This is a genomic window from Paracoccus versutus (assembly GCF_029909795.1).
GTDB classification, from domain to species: Bacteria; Pseudomonadota; Alphaproteobacteria; order Rhodobacterales; family Rhodobacteraceae; genus Paracoccus; species Paracoccus versutus.
The window spans coordinates 722,206-740,126 of record NZ_CP038197.1; the positions used below are offsets into that span (position 1 = coordinate 722,206).

Sequence of the window (17,921 nt, forward strand, 5' to 3'; positions counted from 1 at the left end):
CCACCTTTCCCTCTTATGGGCCGGCGTAACGCGCGGCCCCATCAGAGCTCGCCGCGGGCACGCAGGCTGGTCTCCCGGCCAGCACCGGTGATGATGTGGTCGTGCAGCACTACCCCCAGAGACGCACAGGCGTTCCGGATTTCTTTCGTCATCGCGAGGTCGGCGGCCGAGGGCTCGGGGTCGCCGGCCGGATGATTGTGCACGATGATCAACGCCGAGGCATTGAGTGCCAGGCATCGCCGCAGCACCTCCCGGGGATAGACCGGGACATGATCGACCGTGCCGATGGCGAGGCACTCGTCCGAGATCAGCCGGTTCCTCCGGTCGAGATAGAGGACATGGAAGCGCTCCACATCGCCCCTGATGGTGAGGGCGCAATAGTCGAGCACCGCCTGCCAGGACGTCAGGACAGGGTTCTGATTAAGGTGGCGCAGCAGGATCTGCCGAGCCTCATAGACCACGGCCTGCTCCTGGGCGGAGAACCGGAGCGGCTGTGCTTCGATCGCGGATGTTCTCGTGCTTCGTGTCATGGTCCTGTTCTCCAACGGGCAGCCGGCCAGGCGCCGAACTTTCACCGCGTCACGAGGAGAAGCGCCGCCCTCTTCCTTCGAAGAGAGCGGCGTGGAAGCCGCAGACACCCTCAGGAATGCCAGGTCTCCGTATCGGAGCGTGTCCCGTTTGACAGGTGGCCCGAACGATACAGCAGGCGCTCGGCATCGCGAATGCTGCCGGTTTCGCGGGCGGTCTCGGCCCAGACCGAGATCGGGAAGTCCCCCGTGAACAGCAGATCCCGCTCGATGCCCATGCCGAAGGGCAGCCGAATGGAACGCAGTTCGTTGAGGCTCCAGGAGCCAAGCTCCGGGTAGCCAATGTCGGCCAAGCCAAACATGATGTCGCCGTCCTCGTCGAGCTCGGTCGCAAGCCAGACACCGGCGCCGAAGGGATTGAAGAACTTCACGACCGGGATGTGATCCTGATCGCGATCGCGGCCATTCGCCAGCAAACGGTCACGCTGTGTGTCGGTCAGGAGGATCATGCCGCGGCCCTCCCTTCCGTCGGGGTCTGCCGCTCAACATCGGTGCTGTCGTCGGGCAGATGGGCCAGCAGCCAGTCGGCCGCCTTGCTGGCCTGCGAGGCTGCACGAACGATCGCGCGGGAATCCTCGCGCATCACCTCCAGCCAGGAGCCGATGTAATCGGCGTGGCGCACGGTCGGCGCGATCCCGAGCGAGGCGCAACAGAACGCGCTCGAAATCTCGGCGATCAGTTCCTCGAAGGCGTATTTCTTCGTGCCGAAACCGCCCGAGAAATCCCGCCCCAACCGTGAGGCATGTCCTGTCGCGTGCCCCATCTCGTGCAGGGCGGTCCTGTGCCAGTTGATCGGCTCGAAATAGGCTTGCGGAGGTGGCACCTGCACATAGTCGAGCGCGGGGACATAGAAGGCGCGGTTGCCGCCGATCCGGAAATCGATGCCGGTCGCCGCGATCAATGCCTCGACCCGCGGCTCGATCAGCCCGGGCGGCGGTGGCGGCGCTTCGATGGCGATATCGTCGGGCAGACCCTCGCATTGCGCCACGTTGAACACGGTGAAGCGCTTCAGGAACGGGATGCTGTTTGCATCTTCTCCGGTCTCCCGGGCGCGGCGCTTCTCGTCTTCAGGCGTGAAGCGGTCGGCATAGACGACGGTTGTGCCCCGCTCACCCTTGCGGACATTGCCGCCGAGCGACAGCGCCTGGCGGAAGGTCAGCCAGTGCTGGGTTGGATAGCCCTGCTGGATGACGGCGCCCCAGAGGATCAGGACATTGATCCCGGAATATTGCCGCCCTGTGCTGGCATTGCGCGGCATGGCAAGCGGCGCCTGCGCCGCCGCCGTCCCCCAGGGCTGAACCCAGGGCAGCCGGCCTTCCTCCAGCTCGGCGATGATCTTGTCGGTGATGTCGTCATAAAGGTTGGTGCGCGGGCCGCTTTTGCGGGCTGCGCGATGCTCTCTGGTCATCGGGATGATCTCCGCGACGGGCGCCGGAGGCCTCTCCTCCAGCCCTCAACCCGTCACGGAAAACCCGCCCGCACTCTCTCTCTCAGGGGGCGTTGCGGGGTCTCCCCCCTGATGGGGGTATGTCGGTCGGCAATGCCAGTGCCGACCAGGGGGAAGGCTTTCCCCCAGACAATCCACGTATTCAGCCGAGGCAGGCGTGAAACGGCAAAAGCCACCACTCGCGAGCCCCGATCCCCGACGTGTTGTAATCCCCACGATATCTGCGCTTATCTGACACGCAATCGCGGTGCCTGCTTTCCAGCGCCAGACGCCTTCCTTCCCGAGAGATCGGGCTCAAAGCCAACGGGCAATAAAAGAGGACCAGATGACGGATATCGATCTTAACGCCTTGTCGCTCCCCGAACTGAAGCAGTTGCAAAAGAATGTTGCGAAGGCCATCGCCAGTTTCGAGGACCGACGCAAGGCCGAGGCTCGCTCCAAGGTGGACGAATTGGCCCGCGAGCTCGGTTTCAGCTTCGACGAGCTAGCGGAAGCCGCTCCCACCCGGAAACGCGCGGCGTCTGCGCCCAAGTACCGCCATCCGGAAAACGCCGAAATCACCTGGTCCGGCCGTGGGCGCAAACCGGCTTGGATCGCCGAGGCGCTGGCTTCGGGAAAATCGCTCGAGGATTTTGCGATCTGATCGGGGAGACCTGCCTTGTACCAGCCCGCGAATGCCATCCGCCTGCATGTCTCTCTGGCGGAGATTGACCCGCCGATCTGGCGGCGACTTGTCGTGCCGTCGGACTGGACGCTCGACAGGCTGCATCTGGTGCTGCAGGCCGCGTTCAGCTGGACCGACAGCCATCTGCATGAGTTCCGGATCGGCGGGCTGCGCTATGGCGACCCCGATCAGCTTGAGGATGGCTTCGGCGGGCCGCAGACCTTCGACTACACCGGGGTCAGGCTGGCGGATTTCACCGGCCAGGATCTGACCTTCACTTACCTCTACGACTTTGGCGATGACTGGACCCATGTGATCCGGATCGAGGAGTGGCTATCCCTGGATCCCCTGCCCCGCCATGCAGAATGCACCGAAGGGGCCCGAGCCCGGCCACCCGAGGATGTCGGCGGCCCCTGGTCCTATGCCGATTTCCTCGAGACCATCCAGGATCCGAACCACGAGGACCACAGCTCCAACCTTCGCTGGGCCGGCGGGCATTTCGATCCGGACTGGTTCGACATCGAGCTGATCAACAAGGATCTCCGCAACACCTTCCGCAAGAACACCAGCCGACGCCTGCATCAGCCCAAGCCAAAGCCTTCTGGTCGGTGAGCGCAGAGGGCTCGGCCCTCAAGGCGGTGCCGCGGGCCTGGATGACCCTCTCCCGGCTGCTCAGATTTCTGGCATCGCCTCTGTGCCCGCCTGGATGCATCCCATCGTAAAACAGATCGTCGCCTACGTCTGAAGGTCGCCCCCCATCAGATACGCCCCTTATGTGCGACCGGATTGCGCGTCTTGCCGTCGTTCCTTGGCTCCCACATCAATGTTACTTATACGTATCTTCAGACAACATGAAGATATGGATACAGATCATATTCTTGCTATTTTAGCGGGATGATGATATGTTTTCAGATCAATATCAATCACATGAATCGCAAAGGTATCCTTGGTGCCCGAAACAACCTCTCTTCACACGATCGGCACACAGCTTCGCCGGGCGCGGCTGGCCGCCGGGTTGACCCAGGAACAGGTCGCCGAGTTGGCTGGCATTTCCCGCCCGCGCTACCGCGACATCGAGACGGGCGCTGCCGCCGCGCGCGCCACTACTCTGATGAATGTTGCGCGCGCGCTCGGGCTCGAGATGATGTTGATCCCCCAATTCCTGGTGCCCGCGGTCGACACCCTACTCAGCCCCGAGGCTGGGGAGGATGCCCCGGCATTCGCACCGCAGCCGGAGCCTGACGATGAGCGCTGAACCAACCGCCGCCAGCGTTCAGGCGCTCGACATTTTCCTGAACCGACACAAGATCGGCACCATCGTCCGAACCCCGGGCGATTTCAACGCTTTCAGCTTCGCTCCTGCCTATCGCGCGACGGGTGGATACCCCATCCTCAGTCTCTCCTTCCGGGCGGCGAATGGCGGGCTGCGGAAGGATCCGCGGCCGATCGCGGGCTCTTTACCGGCCTTCTTCGCCAACCTGCTTCCCGAGGACAAGCTGCGCGACGCGATGGAAAAGCACCACGCCGGGCGTGTCCGTCCCGGCAATGACTTCGACCTGCTCGCAGCGCTCGGGGCCGATCTGCCCGGCGCTGTGCGCGCCCTGCCGGGCGACGGCCCTGCCCTGGCCCCAGCGAAGACCACCCAGACGGCGCCGAAAGCTCGCTTCTCGCTGGCCGGCGTCCAGATGAAGCTCTCAGTGATGAAGAACACTGGCAAAGGTGGCGGGCTGACCGTGCCGCTCGGCGACGGCGACGGAGAATACATCGCCAAGTTCCCCTCCACGGCTTTTCCGGCGGTATCGGAGAACGAATTTGCCAACCTCGCACTGGCCGAAGCCATCGGCATGGAGGTGCCCGAGCGCGAGCTGGTCACTCGTGACCAGTTCGACGGCATCCCAGCGGAATTCGAGACCATGACCGAGGGGCGGGTCCTACTGCTGCGCCGCTTCGATCGCGGGCCGGGCGGCCAGCGCATCCATATCGAGGATTTCGCCCAGGTGTTCGGTATCCCCCCCGCGCGCAAATACGAGGGCGCAGCCTATCACGATATCGCATCGGCGCTCAGCATAGCCATTTCTCCGTTGGCGGCGCTGGAGTTCGTCCGGCGTCTCGCGCTCTCGGTGATCATGGGCAATGGCGACATGCATCTGAAAAACTGGTCGCTGATCTACCCCGGGGACGGCAACGCCCCTGCCCTCGCGCCCGTCTACGACCTGCTCTCGACCATCCCTTATCTTCCTGCGGACGACCTGGCCCTATCGCTCGGCGGCGAGCGCGCCTTCAAAGCACTGACCTCGGCGCGCTGGAAGACTTTCGCCAACCGCGCCAAGCTCCCCGAACCCGCCGTTTTGAAGGCGGTTGCCGAAACCGTTCAGGCGGTCGACGCGCATTGGTGGGATCTGCCCGAACGCGCCGTCGTACCCGGCGCGGTCCTGGAGCGCATCGACGCCCATGTCCGGACGATGACGGCCATTCTGGTCGGGTGACCGGACGACCGAGGTCGGGAATTTCCGGACCAGCCCCAGGTGGGGATCGTGGATCGGCAAGCCATATCGGAAGTGACAATCTGTCCAACCTAATGGCGGGACGGACACTCCATTCAGACGAAATTCATTCAGCCTGCGCAGGTTGCATGAAGATCGAGGCTACGGCGGCTGAATCGCGACGTATCGCGCGAATGAGTAGGAAACAAAGCGCGAAAACTCGTGTGCAAACACTGCACACAGAACTCACCAACCACCTGATTTACAATATAAATCCGTCCAATCCATCATCGGCGCGACGGAAAGCCGCGCGCTGTTGTTTTTGTTGATGAAACTATCCGTCTCAGCCATTTCCAGCACTGGTCGCGCCGCCCGATCCTGTCTTGTTCCCGCCTGCGAATCGCGGGGTCTTGGCAAATCCCAGGGAACCACCGCCCCGGCGCCGCTCCTGGAACGGCATCGCCGTCTATAGCGCAGCGGCACCGGCAGCGCCACCTTGGGGATTCGACCCCCGAAATCATCAAGGGGTGCTTTCCGGGATATTGAAAAGCCGCCCATGGGGCGGCTTCATTGTCGCGACAACCATCGGCCGGTCATAAACGACCGGCCAGGTTTTGTCAGAACCGATACGACGCCCGGATCTGGACCATATCCGCATCAAGGTCGATATTGGTGCCGTCCACATCCGAGAAATCGGCATGGCTGTATTCCAGGCCGGCCGAGAAATTGTCGGTCAAAAGGAAATCGGCGCCAATGCCATAGGTCAGGCCGGTTTCCTTGGCATCCTCGCCCGAAAGACGCGCGGCACCCAGGGTCACATAGGGCTGGAACTTGCCCATGTCGTAGCCGGCACGGGCGCGCAGGCGCCACAGGTCCGCGCTGCCGTCGAAATCGTCATGCTCGACATTGTTGTAGTCCAGTTCGCCGCCCAGGACGAACTGGCCGAAATCGCGCAGATAACCGGCGTGCAGGCCAAGCGCGTCGAAATCGCCCGCATCGACGGTGACGCCGGGAACCGAGGCGTCGAGGCTGCCCTGCCCGTATTGGAGACCGGCATAGAACCCGGTCCAATCGACATCGGCGCGGGTTTGCGCGACGGCCACCGGCTGCTCAACGACCGGAGGAACATATCCCCCGGCAAAGGAGGCGCCCGCAACAAGGCTGGCCGCGGCGGCATAGAATGCAGTTTTCAACTTCATCTCCGTAAGTCATGCGAATGCTCGCCGGCGGCGCATATCGGCAAAGCCGCGACCGGAAAAGCGGCCGGAAAAAGCCGCGAGGGCGATGTGATATTTTTATGACTCGGACATTTGCATATCATGCCTGCGCCGGAGCTTTATAAGCTCAAGCCGACGATCCCGCGCCGATGAAAACACGACATCCTAGCCGCGGCACAGCAGGCCGCCGCCCTGCCCCAGGCAACCGACGGGGCGCTGCCCTGGACCGGGAATCGCTGGGGCGCAAGCCGCACCGCGTTCAAACGGCCGTCGCCTGCACGGATCATGATCCGTCCGGCTTCTTGCGCTTGGTGGCTGATTGGATGGTACCGCCTCCCCGGCTCGAACGGGGGACCTCTAGATCCACAATCTAGCGCTCTAACCAACTGAGCTAAGGCGGCACAGGCGGGTATCTAGCGCCAGCCACCGGGCTGCGCAAGCCCGTCTTGCCGGAAATTCGCATGCGGGTTAAGGAAAATCCCCCGGATCCATGAGGCCAGGCGCCAGGAGAGCCAGCATGAGCATCAACAGCCAAAGCGACATCGCCGCCAATCTTCAGATCGGCCCCACCGACCGCGGCATGGTCAGGATCTATGTCGAGGCCGAGAACGTCGACCTGCCGCTGGACTTCGACCCCGACGAGGCCGAGGAAATCGCCGAGGAACTGCTGGCCGCCGCCGAGGCCGCGCGCAGCATCGGCGGCCCCTCGAAACCCGGCAAGGATGTCAGGAAGCCGCGCCGCTGATCCCCATCGGATCGGTCAGCGCCAGAAGCCGCGCGGTCGAGACGCGGGCGATGTCGCGCAAAAGCCGGCTGCGCCGCGCCCCGGCCAGCCGCGATTCGGGGGCCATGCGCACCAGCTCGGCCCCCCAGCTGTCGGCGCGGATCAGGCCCGAGCCCTGGGGCAGCAGGTCTTCGGGGAAATCGGCATCCACCGCCCAGAAGAAGCGGTCGCAGAACTGCAGATAGCCCTGCCATTTCCGGTCCGAGACGAAATCGGCCCGGCAGCTCTTGCATTCGACGACCCAAATCTCGCCCCTGGGCGTGACCGAGATCACGTCGACCCGCAGCCCGCCCGCCGGGACAAATTCCGGCAGCGCCGCATGGCCCAGCCCGGCCAGCATCCGCGCCACCCCGCGCGCAAGCCGCTGGCCCGGCAGGGCGGGCAGAAGATCGGCGGTCGGATCGGCGGCGCTGTTCATGCGCCCACCATGAACGAAAGGGAAACATTGTGCAAGCCCGCGCCGCCCTTGCAGCCCATGGGCGGCCGTCCTATCTTTGGGGCTGGCGGGTTTCTGCTCTTCTCGTGCGCGGCCATCTTTCTCACTGGCCTATAACTTCACCGAGGGGGCTGGCTCTGTCGGGGCCCTGGTCCCGTTATCCGGTTCCCACCTGGACATCCAGGCTTTCGGGGAAACCTGCGCCGCCACGGTCGCTGCGGTTCCCGCCACCGCTTTTCCCCCTGCTCCCGATGCAAAAAGGGGCGGCCCGAAGGCCGCCCATGGAGAGAGAGGAGAGATCTTTTTCTTCTGCTCGATCAGAAGCCGTAGACCAGCGACACGCCCAGCGTGTTGTCGGTGCGGGTCGCGCGATCCGAAACATACTCGGTCTTATAGGAAATCCGGGTCGCGAAGGCTTCCGTCATCTTGAAGTTCAGACCCAGTTCGTTGGTCGCGGTATCGTTCGCGTCCGAGGTCAGATAGTCGGTGTCGTTGGTGATGAAGAACTGGTCGTTGATCCGGTGATAGAAACGCGACGACAGCAGGTAGCCGACTTCGGTTTCCGTGTTGTAGTCGTAGGTCTCGGCGACCGGGTCGATCACGTCCACGGCCTTGGTGTAGCGCACGCCGACGGCGGCCTGCACGCGCCAGGCGGTGGTGTCGTTGTTGATCACGCGGTAACCCGGACCGACGCCGAAATAGGCGTCACGCTTCAGGCGGCCGTCCAAGTCCGCGAAGCTCTCGTCGGTGGCCAGGCTGACCGGATCGTTGGCCAGCGCATCGGTCGTCAGACGACCCAGAGCGAAGCCGTAGAAGCGATCGTTGATGTCATACATGCCTTCGTAGATGACATAGGTCTTTTCGGTATCCGTGTCGCCGGCATTGTTCTCGCCGTATTCAAGCAGGATACCGACCGATTGCGAGAAGCGGCCCTGGTTCGACGACAGGCGGCCGGCCAGGCTGAAGTCCTGGTTCTCGCTGTTGCCGGTGCGGCCGACGTAGCTCAGCGCGACCGAGCCGAACACGCCTTGGCGGCGCTCGGGATTGCCGAAGCGATAGGCGTCGGACGAGCGGTCGAAATCGTCGCGGACCGCCTCCTCGACGTCCCGCATCTGTTCGTTGACTTCCGTGATGCCGGTGGCATCGGCGCCCGTGGCGATTTCGGATTGCGCGAAAGCGGGGGCCGAGAACGCGGCGGCCAGGGCGGTGGCACCGGCGAGGTAAGCAAGCGTCTTCATTGTGTCAGTCCTTTTCCGAACCGTTTCGTGTCCGTGGCACCGCCCTTGCGGAACCACGAGCATCTCTGCTGGCCCAGAGGTAGAACCGTCGCGCCCGACGATAAAGAGGCCCGGAAAACTGCGCAAAAACTCGCAAAAACGTGAAATTCGGCGGGAACCTGCCCATCGGCGGAAAACGGATCATGCGAAAACGTGATGAAACCTTTTCGCCCGCCGGTTGCACGAAATTTTCGGCGCGGCCTCAGGCGGGTAACAGGGCACCACATTGCTAACGAAAGATGACAATGCTGAAACACCGGGATGACGGCAAGGCGTTGCACAAAAAAAAGGCACCGGATCGGCGCCTTTCCGAGATGAAATTGTTGCGAAAGGTCCACAGTGGCGACGCAAAAATGCAGCGCCTGCCGGGCGGGGCCGCGAAATCAGCGCGGGCGGGTGGCGGCGGGGGCCATGGCGGGCGCGGGGTTGGGGCGAATCCGCTGCCGCAGGCCGCCGCCGCGGCCATCCTTGCGGGCCATCAGCATGATGCGGATGCCGAACTGCACCCCCGAGAACAGGATGGTGTGGAAGACGACCAGCATCAGCACCGCGATCCAGCCGCCGCGCGTGGCCGTCACCAGATGCCGCAGCGTGCCGACATCCAGCGCCAGAAGCAGCGCGGTAAAGGCCAGCGCCAGCGCGAAGCCGATGGCGATGCTGACGATATAAAGCCGGACGAGTTGCGGCATCTTTTTTCCCGGAACAGACAAGCCCGGCCATTCTAGCGCGGATCGCGGCAAAGCCCGAGGGGAAAATCCCGCGCGCCCCGCGTCAGAATGCCTCGGGACGGGCCTCGCGCGCCATGTGGTCCAGCACCGCGTTGACGAATTTCGACTCGCGCCCCTCGGCGAAGAAGGCCTGCGACAGGCGGACATATTCGGCGATGACCACCTTGGGCGGGGTCTTGGGCGTCACCAGCTCGGCGCCCGCGGCCCGGAAGACCGAGCGCAGCACCGGGTCGATGCGGCCGATCGGCCATTTCGCCACCAGCGCCCGGTCGGTCATCTGGTCGATCCGCGACTGCCAGGTGACGGCATCGTCCACGATGCGGGTGAACAGCGCCTGGTCGGCCTCGGCCGAGACCATGTCCTCGTCCTCGTCCTCGCGGCCGATGCGCCAGTTCAGGAACTCGCGCTGCACGCGGTCGGCGGACTGGCCGCCCGCCTCCATCTGGAACAGCGCCTGCACCGCATAAAGCCGCGCGGCCGCGGCGCGGGCCTGCCGCGCCTGCCGGTCGCCGTCGCGGCGCGTCTTGTCGCCCGCCCCGCTCATGCGCTGCCCGGCCCGTCGATCTCGCCGGCCAGCTTGATCACGTCGCGCGGCACCGGGGCGTCGCCCCGCGGCGATTGCCCGGCCCAGCCGCGCTTGAGCGCGATCAGGTGCAGCGCCGCGGCCGCGGCCCCGCCGCCCTTGTTTTGGCCCTGCGGATCGGCGCGCAACTCGGCCTGGGCGGTGTTTTCCACCGTCAGGATGCCGTTGCCGATGCAATGGCCCTGCAGGCCCAGCAGCATCAGCCCGCGCGAGCTGTCGTTGCAGACGGTGTCGTAATGCGTCGTCTCGCCGCGGATCACGCAGCCAAGCGCGACATAGCCGTCGTAAAGGTTGCGGCCGGCCGCCAGGGCGATGGCGCTGGGGATTTCCAGCGCGCCGGGCACCTCGACCAGATCGACGGTGGCGCCGGCGGTCTCGGCCACGCCGCGCGCGCCGGCGATCAGCCCGTCGGCGATCTGGCGGTAATAGGGCGCGACCACGATCAGCAGGCGCGCGCCGCCCTCGATCCGGGGCAGCGGCAATTGGTCATGTTCGATGCTGGCGGCCATTTCGTCACTCTTTGGGAATCGAGCGGGTGGAATGGATCGAAAGCCCGTAGGCGTCAAGCCCGACCACCTTGACCGGCGCCGAATTGGTCAGCACCACCAGCTCGGACAGGCCGAGCGCCGAGAGGATCTGCGCCCCCAGCCCGTATTGGCGCAGCACATGCGAGGAAACCTCGTCCTGGCGCGGCAGGCGCGGCTCGAGGTCGCGAAACAGCACCACGACGCCCCTACCCTCCTGGGCGATGACGCGCATGGCGGCGTCCAGGGTGCCGGCGCTCTCGCGCCCGATGCCCAGGACGTCGTGCAGCGGGTCCAGCACATGCATGCGCACCGGCACCGGGCCGGGCGCGGTCAGGTCGCCCTTGGTCAGCACGATATGCTCGGCCCCCGAGGTCTCGTCGGCGAAGATGCGCATCATCCAGTCGCCGCCATGGATCGAATGCACGGCGCGCTGGCCGCGCTCGGCGATCAGGTTGTCGTGGCGGCGGCGATAGGCGATCAGGTCGCTGATGGTGCCGATCTTCAGCCCGTGCTTCTGCGCGAATGCCACCAGGTCCGGCAGCCGCGCCATGGTGCCGTCCTCGTTCATGATCTCGCAGATCACGCCCGAGGGGTTCAGCCCCGCCAGCCGCGCCACGTCCACCGCCGCCTCGGTATGGCCGGCGCGCACCAGCACGCCGCCCTCGCGGGCGCGCAGCGGAAAGACATGGCCGGGCGTGGCGATGTCGGCCGCGCCCTTGCTGGGGTCGATGGCCACCGCGACGGTATGGGCGCGGTCATGGGCCGAGATGCCGGTGGTCACGCCCTCGCGCGCCTCGATCGACATGGTGAAGGCGGTCTCGTGCCGGCTGGAGTTCTTGGGGCTCATCAGCTGCAGGCCAAGCGCGTCGATGCGCGGGCCGGGCAGCGACAGGCAGATCAGCCCGCGGCCATGGGTGGCCATGAAGTTGATCGCCTCGGGCGTGGCCATCTGGGCGGGGATGACCAGGTCGCCCTCGTTCTCGCGGTCCTCGTGGTCGACCAGGATGAACATGCGGCCGTTGCGGGCCTCGTTGATGATCTCCTCGATGGGAGAGATCGCGTCGGACCAGTCGCGCTCGACCGGCCCCGGCTTTTCATACTGCATCCGCCGCTCCTGCAAAGAATTGCCGGCCGGTGACGAAACCCGCCAGCCCGCCTGCCACCATCATTTCCCGCTCATGCCCGGTCTCGCCGATCATCAGCACCGCATCGCCGGGCAGGCCCCGTGCCCGCAGCCAGCCCTTCATCCCGTCCCGGATCGCCGACCAGCTGGCGCCAAAGGGCGGCAGGCGTTCGGCCGAGACCGCCCCGATCTGCACCGCGATCGCATCGGGCGCAAGCCCCGGCGCGCAGCCCAGATGCGGCGCGGCGGCACTTTCGGCGATGCGCCGGCGCTCGGCCGCGCCGACCGGCTGGCCGTCGCGGAACACCCCCAGCGCATTCGTCGAGTAAAGAAACGCCACCAGGTCGCGCCCGGTCGTCGCCCGCACCCCGGCATAGGTCTTGTAGTCCAGCCCCAGCTGCCTGGCCCGGCGGACCTGCATGCGCACCACCTCGACCGGCAGCCGCGCGCCCAGCAGCTCGCGCCGCGCCACGGTCCAGGCATGGGCGCGAAAGCCACGGCCCGCCTCGGGGGACAGCGCCGGACCGCGGTTATGGCCGATCCCGGCCATCAGCCCGCCTCGGCCAGCCGCGCGACATAGCGCGCCAGCGTGTCGATTTCCAGGTTCACCTCGTCGCCCGGCTGCATCTCGCCCCAGGTGGTCACGGCCTGGGTGTGGGGGATGACGTTCACGCCGAAGCGGTCGCCCTCGACCTCGTTCACCGTCAGCGAGGTGCCGTTCAGCGCCACCGAGCCCTTGGGCGCGATGAAGCGCGCCAGCGCCCTGGGCGCGCGCAGGGTGATGCGGGTGCTGCCGCCTTCGTCGCGCATCTCCTCGATCACCGCGACGCCGTCGACATGGCCCGAGACGATATGCCCGCCCAGCTCGTCGCCGACGCGCAGCGCGCGTTCCAGGTTCAGCCGCTTGCCGGGCGCCCAGCCGTTGGCGCCGATGTTGGTCTTGGAGATGGTCTCGGCCGAGATGTCCACGTCGAACCAGTCCGCCCCCTTCTCGACCACGGTCAGGCAGATGCCGTCGCAGGAGATCGAGGCGCCCAGGTCCACCCCCGCCATCTCGTAATGGCAGGAAATCCGCGCCCGCATGTCGCCGCGCATCTCGACGCGGGATACCTCGCCGATATCGGTGATGATGCCGGTAAACATGGACGCCCCCTTCCTTTGGCTGCCCGAGAACTAGAGCCTCGGCGCGCGATCTTCAAGCAAAGCCGCAGCCGGGGGCCGCGCCGATTAAGGCAAAATGAGGAAAGGCCGTGACAGCGGCGGGATTTTGGTGCAATCAGAGGGAATATGACCTCGGTGGCTGGGCCCCGCCTGTAGCGAAAAGCCCGATTCCTGCACAAACAGACACCAGGCTCATATGCTCAATCCCATGACCGGCCCCCGCCACGTCCGCGATCTGCGCCCCGCCCCGGCGCCTGCGGCACCCCAGCGCCCGCTTGCGCCGCCCGATCCGCCGCCGCCCCAGCGCAAGCTGGTCCCGGTGGCGGCGACCGCCGCATTGCCCGCAGCCAAGCGCGTCTTCCTGATGCTGCAGGGCCCGCACGGCCCGTTCTTCGACCGCGTCGGCCGGCTTTTGCGCGCCACCGGCGCCCAGGTCTGGCGCGTCGGCTTCAACGCCGGCGACGAGTTCTTCTGGTCCGACGCGTCCCGGTTCATCCGCCACGACACCGGGCCCGAGGACTGGCCCGACCACCTGGACCGCATCGTCACCGAAAAGGGCGTGACCGACATCGTGCTTTACGGCGACGTGCGCCCGGTCCATGCCGCCGCGCGCGAGGCGGCGCGGCGCCACGACCTGGTGCTGCATGTCTTCGAGGAAGGCTATCTGCGCCCGTTCTGGATCACCTATGAGCGCGGCGGCTCGAACGGGCATTCGGCGCTGATGCGCATCCCTCTGCGCGAGATGCGCAATGCCCTGCGCAACCGCATCGCCGAGATGCACCGCCCGCCGGCGCGCTGGGGCGACATGCGCCAGCACAAGTTCTATGGCGCGCTCTATCACTTCCTGGTGCTGGTGGCGAACCGCCGCTATCCCGGCTACCGCACCCACCGCCAGATCGGCGTGTTCCAGGAATTCCGGCTGAACCTGCGCCGCTTCCTGCTGACGCCCTTGCACGCCCTGGCCCGCATGCGCGAGGCGGGGGCGGTGCGCCGCGGCGGCTTTCCCTATGTGCTGGTGCTGATGCAGCTGGAACATGATTCCAACTTCGTCGCCCATTCCCCCTATCGCCGCATGGCCGAGTTCACCGACGAAGTGCTGACCGCCTTCGCCCGCTCGGCGCCGCGCCACCACCACATCGTCTTCAAGGCCCATCCGCTCGAGGACGGGCGCGGCGGCATCCGCCACGCCATCCTGGCCAGGGCGCGCGAGCTGGGGATCGAGGACCGGGTCCATTTCGTGCGCGGCGGCAAGCTGGCGCGGCTGCTGAACCAGGCCCATGCGGCGGTGACGGTGAACTCGACCGCCGCGCAGCAGGCGCTGTGGCGCGGGCTGCCGGTCAAGGCCATGGGCCAGGCGGTCTTCGACAAGCCCGGCCTCGTCTCGGACCAGAGCCTGGACGAATTCCTGCACGACCCGCGCCCGCCCCATGCCCTGGCCTATCGCCGCTATCGCGACTTCCTGCTGGAAAGCAGCCAGGTGCCGGGCGGGTTTTACGCCGCGCGGTCCCGCGCCCATGCGCTGCGCATCGTGGTGGACATGATCCTGGCGCCCGAGGATCCCTATCAGGCGCTTTTCGCCGGACGTGGCAAATATCGGCAACAGATGGGCGGCAAGGACGATTGAGCAGGGCAAAAATATGGAAAACCCCTGGTTGCTGGGTTAACGTGCGGAAAAATACGACCTGCGATCCGGGAATCGCACGAGAGGACAGGAGCAACAGTTTGACGCAAGCCATTTTTTCGCCCCTTCGATCCGGTGCGGCGCCGCTCCGCATGCGCCGCAGCCTTGCCGCGCGCCTGACGCGGGTCGCGATTCTGGGGGGAATGCTTCTCGTCTCCGCCTGCGGTTTGCCGCGCTCGGGCCCCACCAAGGGCCAGATCATGTCCGGCGCGGTGGAAAAGGGCGGCAGCACCCATATCGTGCATGTCGACGACCGGGTGAACCGGGCGGCGAACTTTACCCCCGCCTATGGGTTCTCGGCCGATTTCCGCTCGGCCGGGACGGTCGCGGCCGACGACATCCGGCCCGGCGACGTGCTGGGGCTGTCGATCTGGGAAAACGTCGATGACGGGCTGCTGGCCTCGATGGGGACAAGCTCGACCCAGCTGACCGAATTGCAGGTGGACAGCCAGGGCTATATCTTCGTGCCCTATGCCGGCCGGGTGCTGGCCGCCGGCAACAGCCCCGAAGAGCTGCGCCGCATCATCACCCAGAAGCTGGAAACCCAGACCCCAGACCCGCAGGTCATGGTCACGCGCGTCGCCGGCGACGGCGCCACCGTCTCGGTCATGGGCAAGGTGAACGCGCAGGGCGTCTATCCGATCGAGCGCCCGACCCGCAACCTTTCCTCGATGCTGTCGCGCTCGGGCGGCGTCTCGATCGAGCCCGAGATCGCCGTGGTCACGGTCAAGCGCGGCAATTCCAGCGGCAAGGTCTGGCTGCGCGACCTGTATTCCAACGCGCGCAACGACATCGCGCTGCGCCCCGGCGACGTGATCCTGGTCGAAGAGGACGAGCGCAGCTTTACCGCGCTTGGCGCGCTTGGCGGCCAGACCAAGGTGCCCTTGGGCAATGAACAGATCAACGCCATCGAGGCGGTGGCCATGGTCGGCGGCCTCAGCACCGCGCTGGCCGATCCCAAGGGCGTGTTCGTGCTGCGCGACGAGCCGCCGGCGGTGGCCCGCGCCGTGCTGGGCCGCGGCGACATCCAGGGCAGCCAGCGCGTCGCCTATGTGCTGGACCTGACCAGGCCCGACGGCATGTTCCTGGCGCGCGATTTCGTCATCCGCGACGGCGACACCGTCTATGTGACCGAGGCGCCCTTCGTGCAATGGCGCAAGACCCTGCAGTCGATCCTGGGCACCGCGACCGAGGTCGGCTCGGTAGACAGCGCCTTCCGGTAAGGACGTGGAGCAGAACGACGATGCCGCCGGGGATTCCCGGCGGCTTTTCATATGCAGCGGCGGTTTCCTGACCCGGCCTCGCCTACGCCGCATCCTGCAGCTGGCCGGATGGTCGCCCCGCATCGGCCTGCCCGGCCCCGGCGATCACGTCGGCATCTGGGGCGACAGCCCGACCGCCTGGCGCGGCAAGGCGCTGGCCGCCCGCCGCGGCGCCCGGCTGGTGCGGGTCGAGGACGCCTTCCTGCGCTCGGTCCTGCCGGGACGGGCGCGCGGCGCGGTGGCGCGGCGCGGGCCCATCGGCCTGCTGGTCGACCCCGTCGGGCTGCATTTCGACGCCGAGGCGCCCTCGCTGATCGAAACGCTGGTGCATGCGCCCGGCACCCAGGCGCAGCTGCAACGCGCGCGACAGGGGATCGCGCGGCTGATCGCCGCCGACCTGTCGAAATACAACGCGCATCTGCCCCAGGTCGCGCCGCCCGCCGCCGGCTATGTGCTGGTCATCGACCAGACCCGCGGCGACGCCTCGCTGCGCGGGGCGGGCCGGGCGGATTTCCTGGCCATGCTGGAGGCGGCGCGCGACGAAAATCCCGGCCTGCCGCTGGTGCTGCGCAGCCATCCCGAGACCGCGCGCGGCCTGCGCCCCGGCCATTTCACCCCCGCCGACCTGCGCCGCGGCGAGGTCTTTTGCGACGGCGCGGTGTCGCCCTGGGCGCTGCTTGCGGGCGCGGCGCGGGTCTATGCCTTTTCCTCGCAGCTGGGATACGAGGCGATGCTGGCCGGCCACCGGCCGCGCATCTTCGGCCGTCCCTTCTATGCCGGCTGGGGCCTGACGGACGACCAGCACCCGATCCCGCGCCGCAGCCCGGCCAGCATCGAGCAGCTTTTCGCCGCCAGCCACCTGCTGGCGCCGACCTGGTATGATCCCTGCCGCGACCGGCTGACGGATTTCGAGGGCGCGCTGGAGCAGATCGAGGCCGAGGCCCGCGCCTGGCGCCAGGACCATGCCGGCCATCGCGCGCATGGCATCCGGCTGTGGAAACGCCCGTTCATGGCGCGGTTCTTCGGCAGCGGCCGGGGGGTGCGCTTTATCGCGAAACCGGGACCGGGCGTGACCATGGCCTGGGCAGGCCGCGCCGATCAGGTGCCCGGCGCGCTGCGGGTCGAGGACGGATTCCTGCGCTCGCGCGGGCTGGGGGCGGCGCTGGTCCCGCCCCTGTCGCTGGTCGCCGACGACCTGGGCATCTATTACGACCCCGGCCGCGAAAGCCGGTTCGAGCGGCTGATGGCCGAACCCCTGCCCCCCGGCGGGCGGGACCGCGCCCTGCGCCTGGCCCGGCTGCTGGTCGAGGCCGGGATCACCAAATACAACCTGTCCGGCGGGCCGCCCGACCTGCCGCCCGGCCGTCGCATCCTGGTGCCGGGCCAGGTCGAGGACGATGCCTCGATCCGCCTGGGCGCGGGAACCGAGCGCACCAACCTGGCCCTGCTGGAGCGCACGCGGGCCGAGAATCCCGATGCGGTGCTGGTCTACAAGCCGCATCCCGATGTCGAGGCCGGGTTGCGCCCCGGCCTGGTCGCCCCGGCCGATCTGGAACGGCTGGCCGATGTGGTCGCCCGCAACGCGGCCGCCGATGCGCTGATGGGCCGGGTGGACGAGGTCTGGACCATGACCTCGACCCTGGGGTTCGAGGCGCTGTTGCGCGGCCTGCCCGTCACCACGCTGGGCGCGCCCTTCTATGCCGGCTGGGGGCTGACGCGCGACCTGGGGCCGGTGCCGGCGCGGCGGCAGGTGCGGGCGGACCTCGCGCTGCTGGTCCATGCCGCGCTGATCGCCTATCCGCGCTATTTCGACCCGGTGAGCCACCTGCCCTGCCCGCCCGAGGTCGCCGTCGAACGGCTGCGCGATCCGGGATTCGGCGCGGGCGGCCCGGCGCTGCGGCTGCTGTCCAAGGCGCAGGGCCTGCTGGCCGGCCACGCCTGGCTCTGGCGGCGCTAGGCCA

20 protein-coding genes and 1 tRNA gene are annotated in these 17,921 nt (G+C 66.9%); 8 read left to right on the forward strand and 13 right to left on the reverse strand.

The features are described from left to right. Positions 1 to 41 precede the first annotated feature (41 nt). From radC to E3U25_RS14625, 3 genes are all read right to left on the reverse strand, one after another. Positions 42 to 530, reverse strand: coding sequence for a RadC family protein (gene radC, locus E3U25_RS14615; protein ID WP_116222465.1), 489 nt, complete (start codon positions 528 to 530; stop codon positions 42 to 44). Between the two features lie 110 nt (positions 531 to 640). Next, on the reverse strand, positions 641 to 1,036 hold the full coding sequence (locus E3U25_RS14620; RefSeq protein WP_116222357.1) for a DUF2958 domain-containing protein: 396 nt from the start codon (positions 1,034 to 1,036) through the stop codon (positions 641 to 643). Beyond that, positions 1,033 to 1,995: an ArdC family protein gene (locus E3U25_RS14625; RefSeq protein WP_116222356.1), complete on the reverse strand. Its 963-nt coding sequence runs from the start codon at positions 1,993 to 1,995 to the stop codon at positions 1,033 to 1,035. Before E3U25_RS14625 ends, E3U25_RS14620 begins: the two co-directional genes overlap by 4 nt. Positions 1,996 to 2,359: 364 nt before the next feature. Between E3U25_RS14625 and E3U25_RS14630 the strand changes: the two genes are divergently transcribed. The 4 genes from E3U25_RS14630 to E3U25_RS14645 all read left to right on the forward strand — a co-directional run bounded on the left by E3U25_RS14630 (position 2,360) and on the right by E3U25_RS14645 (position 5,184). Continuing rightward, on the forward strand, positions 2,360 to 2,677 hold the full coding sequence (locus E3U25_RS14630) for an H-NS histone family protein (protein WP_036744168.1): 318 nt from the start codon (positions 2,360 to 2,362) through the stop codon (positions 2,675 to 2,677). Positions 2,678 to 2,692: 15 nt separating this feature from the next. Beyond that, positions 2,693 to 3,310, forward strand: a complete 618-nt coding sequence (locus E3U25_RS14635; RefSeq protein WP_116222355.1) for a plasmid pRiA4b ORF-3 family protein — start codon at positions 2,693 to 2,695, stop codon at positions 3,308 to 3,310. Positions 3,311 to 3,647: 337 nt separating this feature from the next. Continuing rightward, entirely contained in the window at positions 3,648 to 3,953 is a 306-nt protein-coding gene (locus tag E3U25_RS14640) for a helix-turn-helix domain-containing protein (RefSeq protein WP_244295223.1), read from the forward strand. After that, positions 3,943 to 5,184, forward strand: coding sequence for a type II toxin-antitoxin system HipA family toxin (locus E3U25_RS14645; RefSeq protein ID WP_036744171.1), 1,242 nt, complete (start codon positions 3,943 to 3,945; stop codon positions 5,182 to 5,184). Before E3U25_RS14640 ends, E3U25_RS14645 begins: the two co-directional genes overlap by 11 nt. A 614-nt stretch (positions 5,185 to 5,798) precedes the next feature. Here E3U25_RS14645 and E3U25_RS14650 read toward each other — a convergent pair. Both E3U25_RS14650 and E3U25_RS14655 read right to left on the reverse strand, forming a co-directional pair. Continuing rightward, entirely contained in the window at positions 5,799 to 6,374 is a 576-nt protein-coding gene (locus tag E3U25_RS14650; protein WP_255469756.1) for an outer membrane protein, read from the reverse strand. 348 nt (positions 6,375 to 6,722) lie between these two features. Beyond that, a tRNA-His gene (locus tag E3U25_RS14655) sits at positions 6,723 to 6,799 on the reverse strand. A gap of 116 nt (positions 6,800 to 6,915) precedes the next feature. On the opposite strand from E3U25_RS14655, the gene E3U25_RS14660 reads away from it, so the two are divergent. Then, positions 6,916 to 7,143 (forward strand): DUF6324 family protein, encoded by a 228-nt coding sequence (locus E3U25_RS14660; RefSeq protein WP_024844535.1) that lies wholly within the window; start codon positions 6,916 to 6,918, stop codon positions 7,141 to 7,143. Here E3U25_RS14660 and E3U25_RS14665 read toward each other — a convergent pair. The 8 genes from E3U25_RS14665 to E3U25_RS14700 all read right to left on the reverse strand — a co-directional run bounded on the left by E3U25_RS14665 (position 7,124) and on the right by E3U25_RS14700 (position 12,999). Beyond that, positions 7,124 to 7,600 carry an MmcB family DNA repair protein gene (locus tag E3U25_RS14665; protein ID WP_036759385.1) on the reverse strand — a complete coding sequence of 159 codons (477 nt, stop codon included), beginning with the start codon at positions 7,598 to 7,600 and terminating at the stop codon, positions 7,124 to 7,126. The two genes, E3U25_RS14660 and E3U25_RS14665, sit on opposite strands and share 20 nt — an antisense overlap. 335 nt (positions 7,601 to 7,935) lie before the next feature. Beyond that, entirely contained in the window at positions 7,936 to 8,856 is a 921-nt protein-coding gene (locus E3U25_RS14670; protein ID WP_036759386.1) for a DUF481 domain-containing protein, read from the reverse strand. Between the two features lie 422 nt (positions 8,857 to 9,278). Then, complete coding sequence (locus E3U25_RS14675; protein WP_072462862.1) at positions 9,279 to 9,584, reverse strand: hypothetical protein; 306 nt, start codon at positions 9,582 to 9,584, stop codon at positions 9,279 to 9,281. Positions 9,585 to 9,666: 82 nt separating this feature from the next. Then, the gene (gene nusB / locus E3U25_RS14680; protein ID WP_036751013.1) at positions 9,667 to 10,167 is read right to left on the reverse strand and encodes a transcription antitermination factor NusB; all 501 of its coding nucleotides are present in this window, start codon (positions 10,165 to 10,167) and stop codon (positions 9,667 to 9,669) included. Then, positions 10,164 to 10,715 carry a 6,7-dimethyl-8-ribityllumazine synthase gene (locus E3U25_RS14685; protein ID WP_036751016.1) on the reverse strand — a complete coding sequence of 184 codons (552 nt, stop codon included), beginning with the start codon at positions 10,713 to 10,715 and terminating at the stop codon, positions 10,164 to 10,166. Before E3U25_RS14685 ends, nusB begins: the two co-directional genes overlap by 4 nt. A 4-nt stretch (positions 10,716 to 10,719) precedes the next feature. Continuing rightward, positions 10,720 to 11,838, reverse strand: a complete 1,119-nt coding sequence (ribB, locus tag E3U25_RS14690; RefSeq protein ID WP_036751019.1) for a 3,4-dihydroxy-2-butanone-4-phosphate synthase — start codon at positions 11,836 to 11,838, stop codon at positions 10,720 to 10,722. Beyond that, positions 11,828 to 12,406, reverse strand: coding sequence for a hypothetical protein (locus E3U25_RS14695; protein ID WP_036751022.1), 579 nt, complete (start codon positions 12,404 to 12,406; stop codon positions 11,828 to 11,830). The genes ribB and E3U25_RS14695 overlap by 11 nt, the downstream gene beginning before the upstream one ends. Next, a complete protein-coding gene (locus E3U25_RS14700; RefSeq protein ID WP_116222353.1) occupies positions 12,406 to 12,999 on the reverse strand; it encodes a riboflavin synthase in 594 nt (197 codons plus the stop codon). The genes E3U25_RS14695 and E3U25_RS14700 overlap by 1 nt, the downstream gene beginning before the upstream one ends. Before the next feature lie 226 nt (positions 13,000 to 13,225). Between E3U25_RS14700 and E3U25_RS14705 the strand changes: the two genes are divergently transcribed. The 3 genes from E3U25_RS14705 (at position 13,226) to E3U25_RS14715 (ending at position 17,917) form a co-directional block, all read left to right on the forward strand. After that, positions 13,226 to 14,641, forward strand: coding sequence for a capsule biosynthesis protein (locus tag E3U25_RS14705; protein WP_116222464.1), 1,416 nt, complete (start codon positions 13,226 to 13,228; stop codon positions 14,639 to 14,641). A 149-nt stretch (positions 14,642 to 14,790) separates the two neighbouring features. Next, entirely contained in the window at positions 14,791 to 15,921 is a 1,131-nt protein-coding gene (locus E3U25_RS14710; RefSeq protein ID WP_181180881.1) for a polysaccharide biosynthesis/export family protein, read from the forward strand. A 4-nt stretch (positions 15,922 to 15,925) separates the two neighbouring features. Beyond that, positions 15,926 to 17,917 carry a capsular polysaccharide biosynthesis protein gene (locus E3U25_RS14715; RefSeq protein WP_116222352.1) on the forward strand — a complete coding sequence of 664 codons (1,992 nt, stop codon included), beginning with the start codon at positions 15,926 to 15,928 and terminating at the stop codon, positions 17,915 to 17,917. The last annotated feature ends 4 nt before the right edge of the window (positions 17,918 to 17,921 follow it).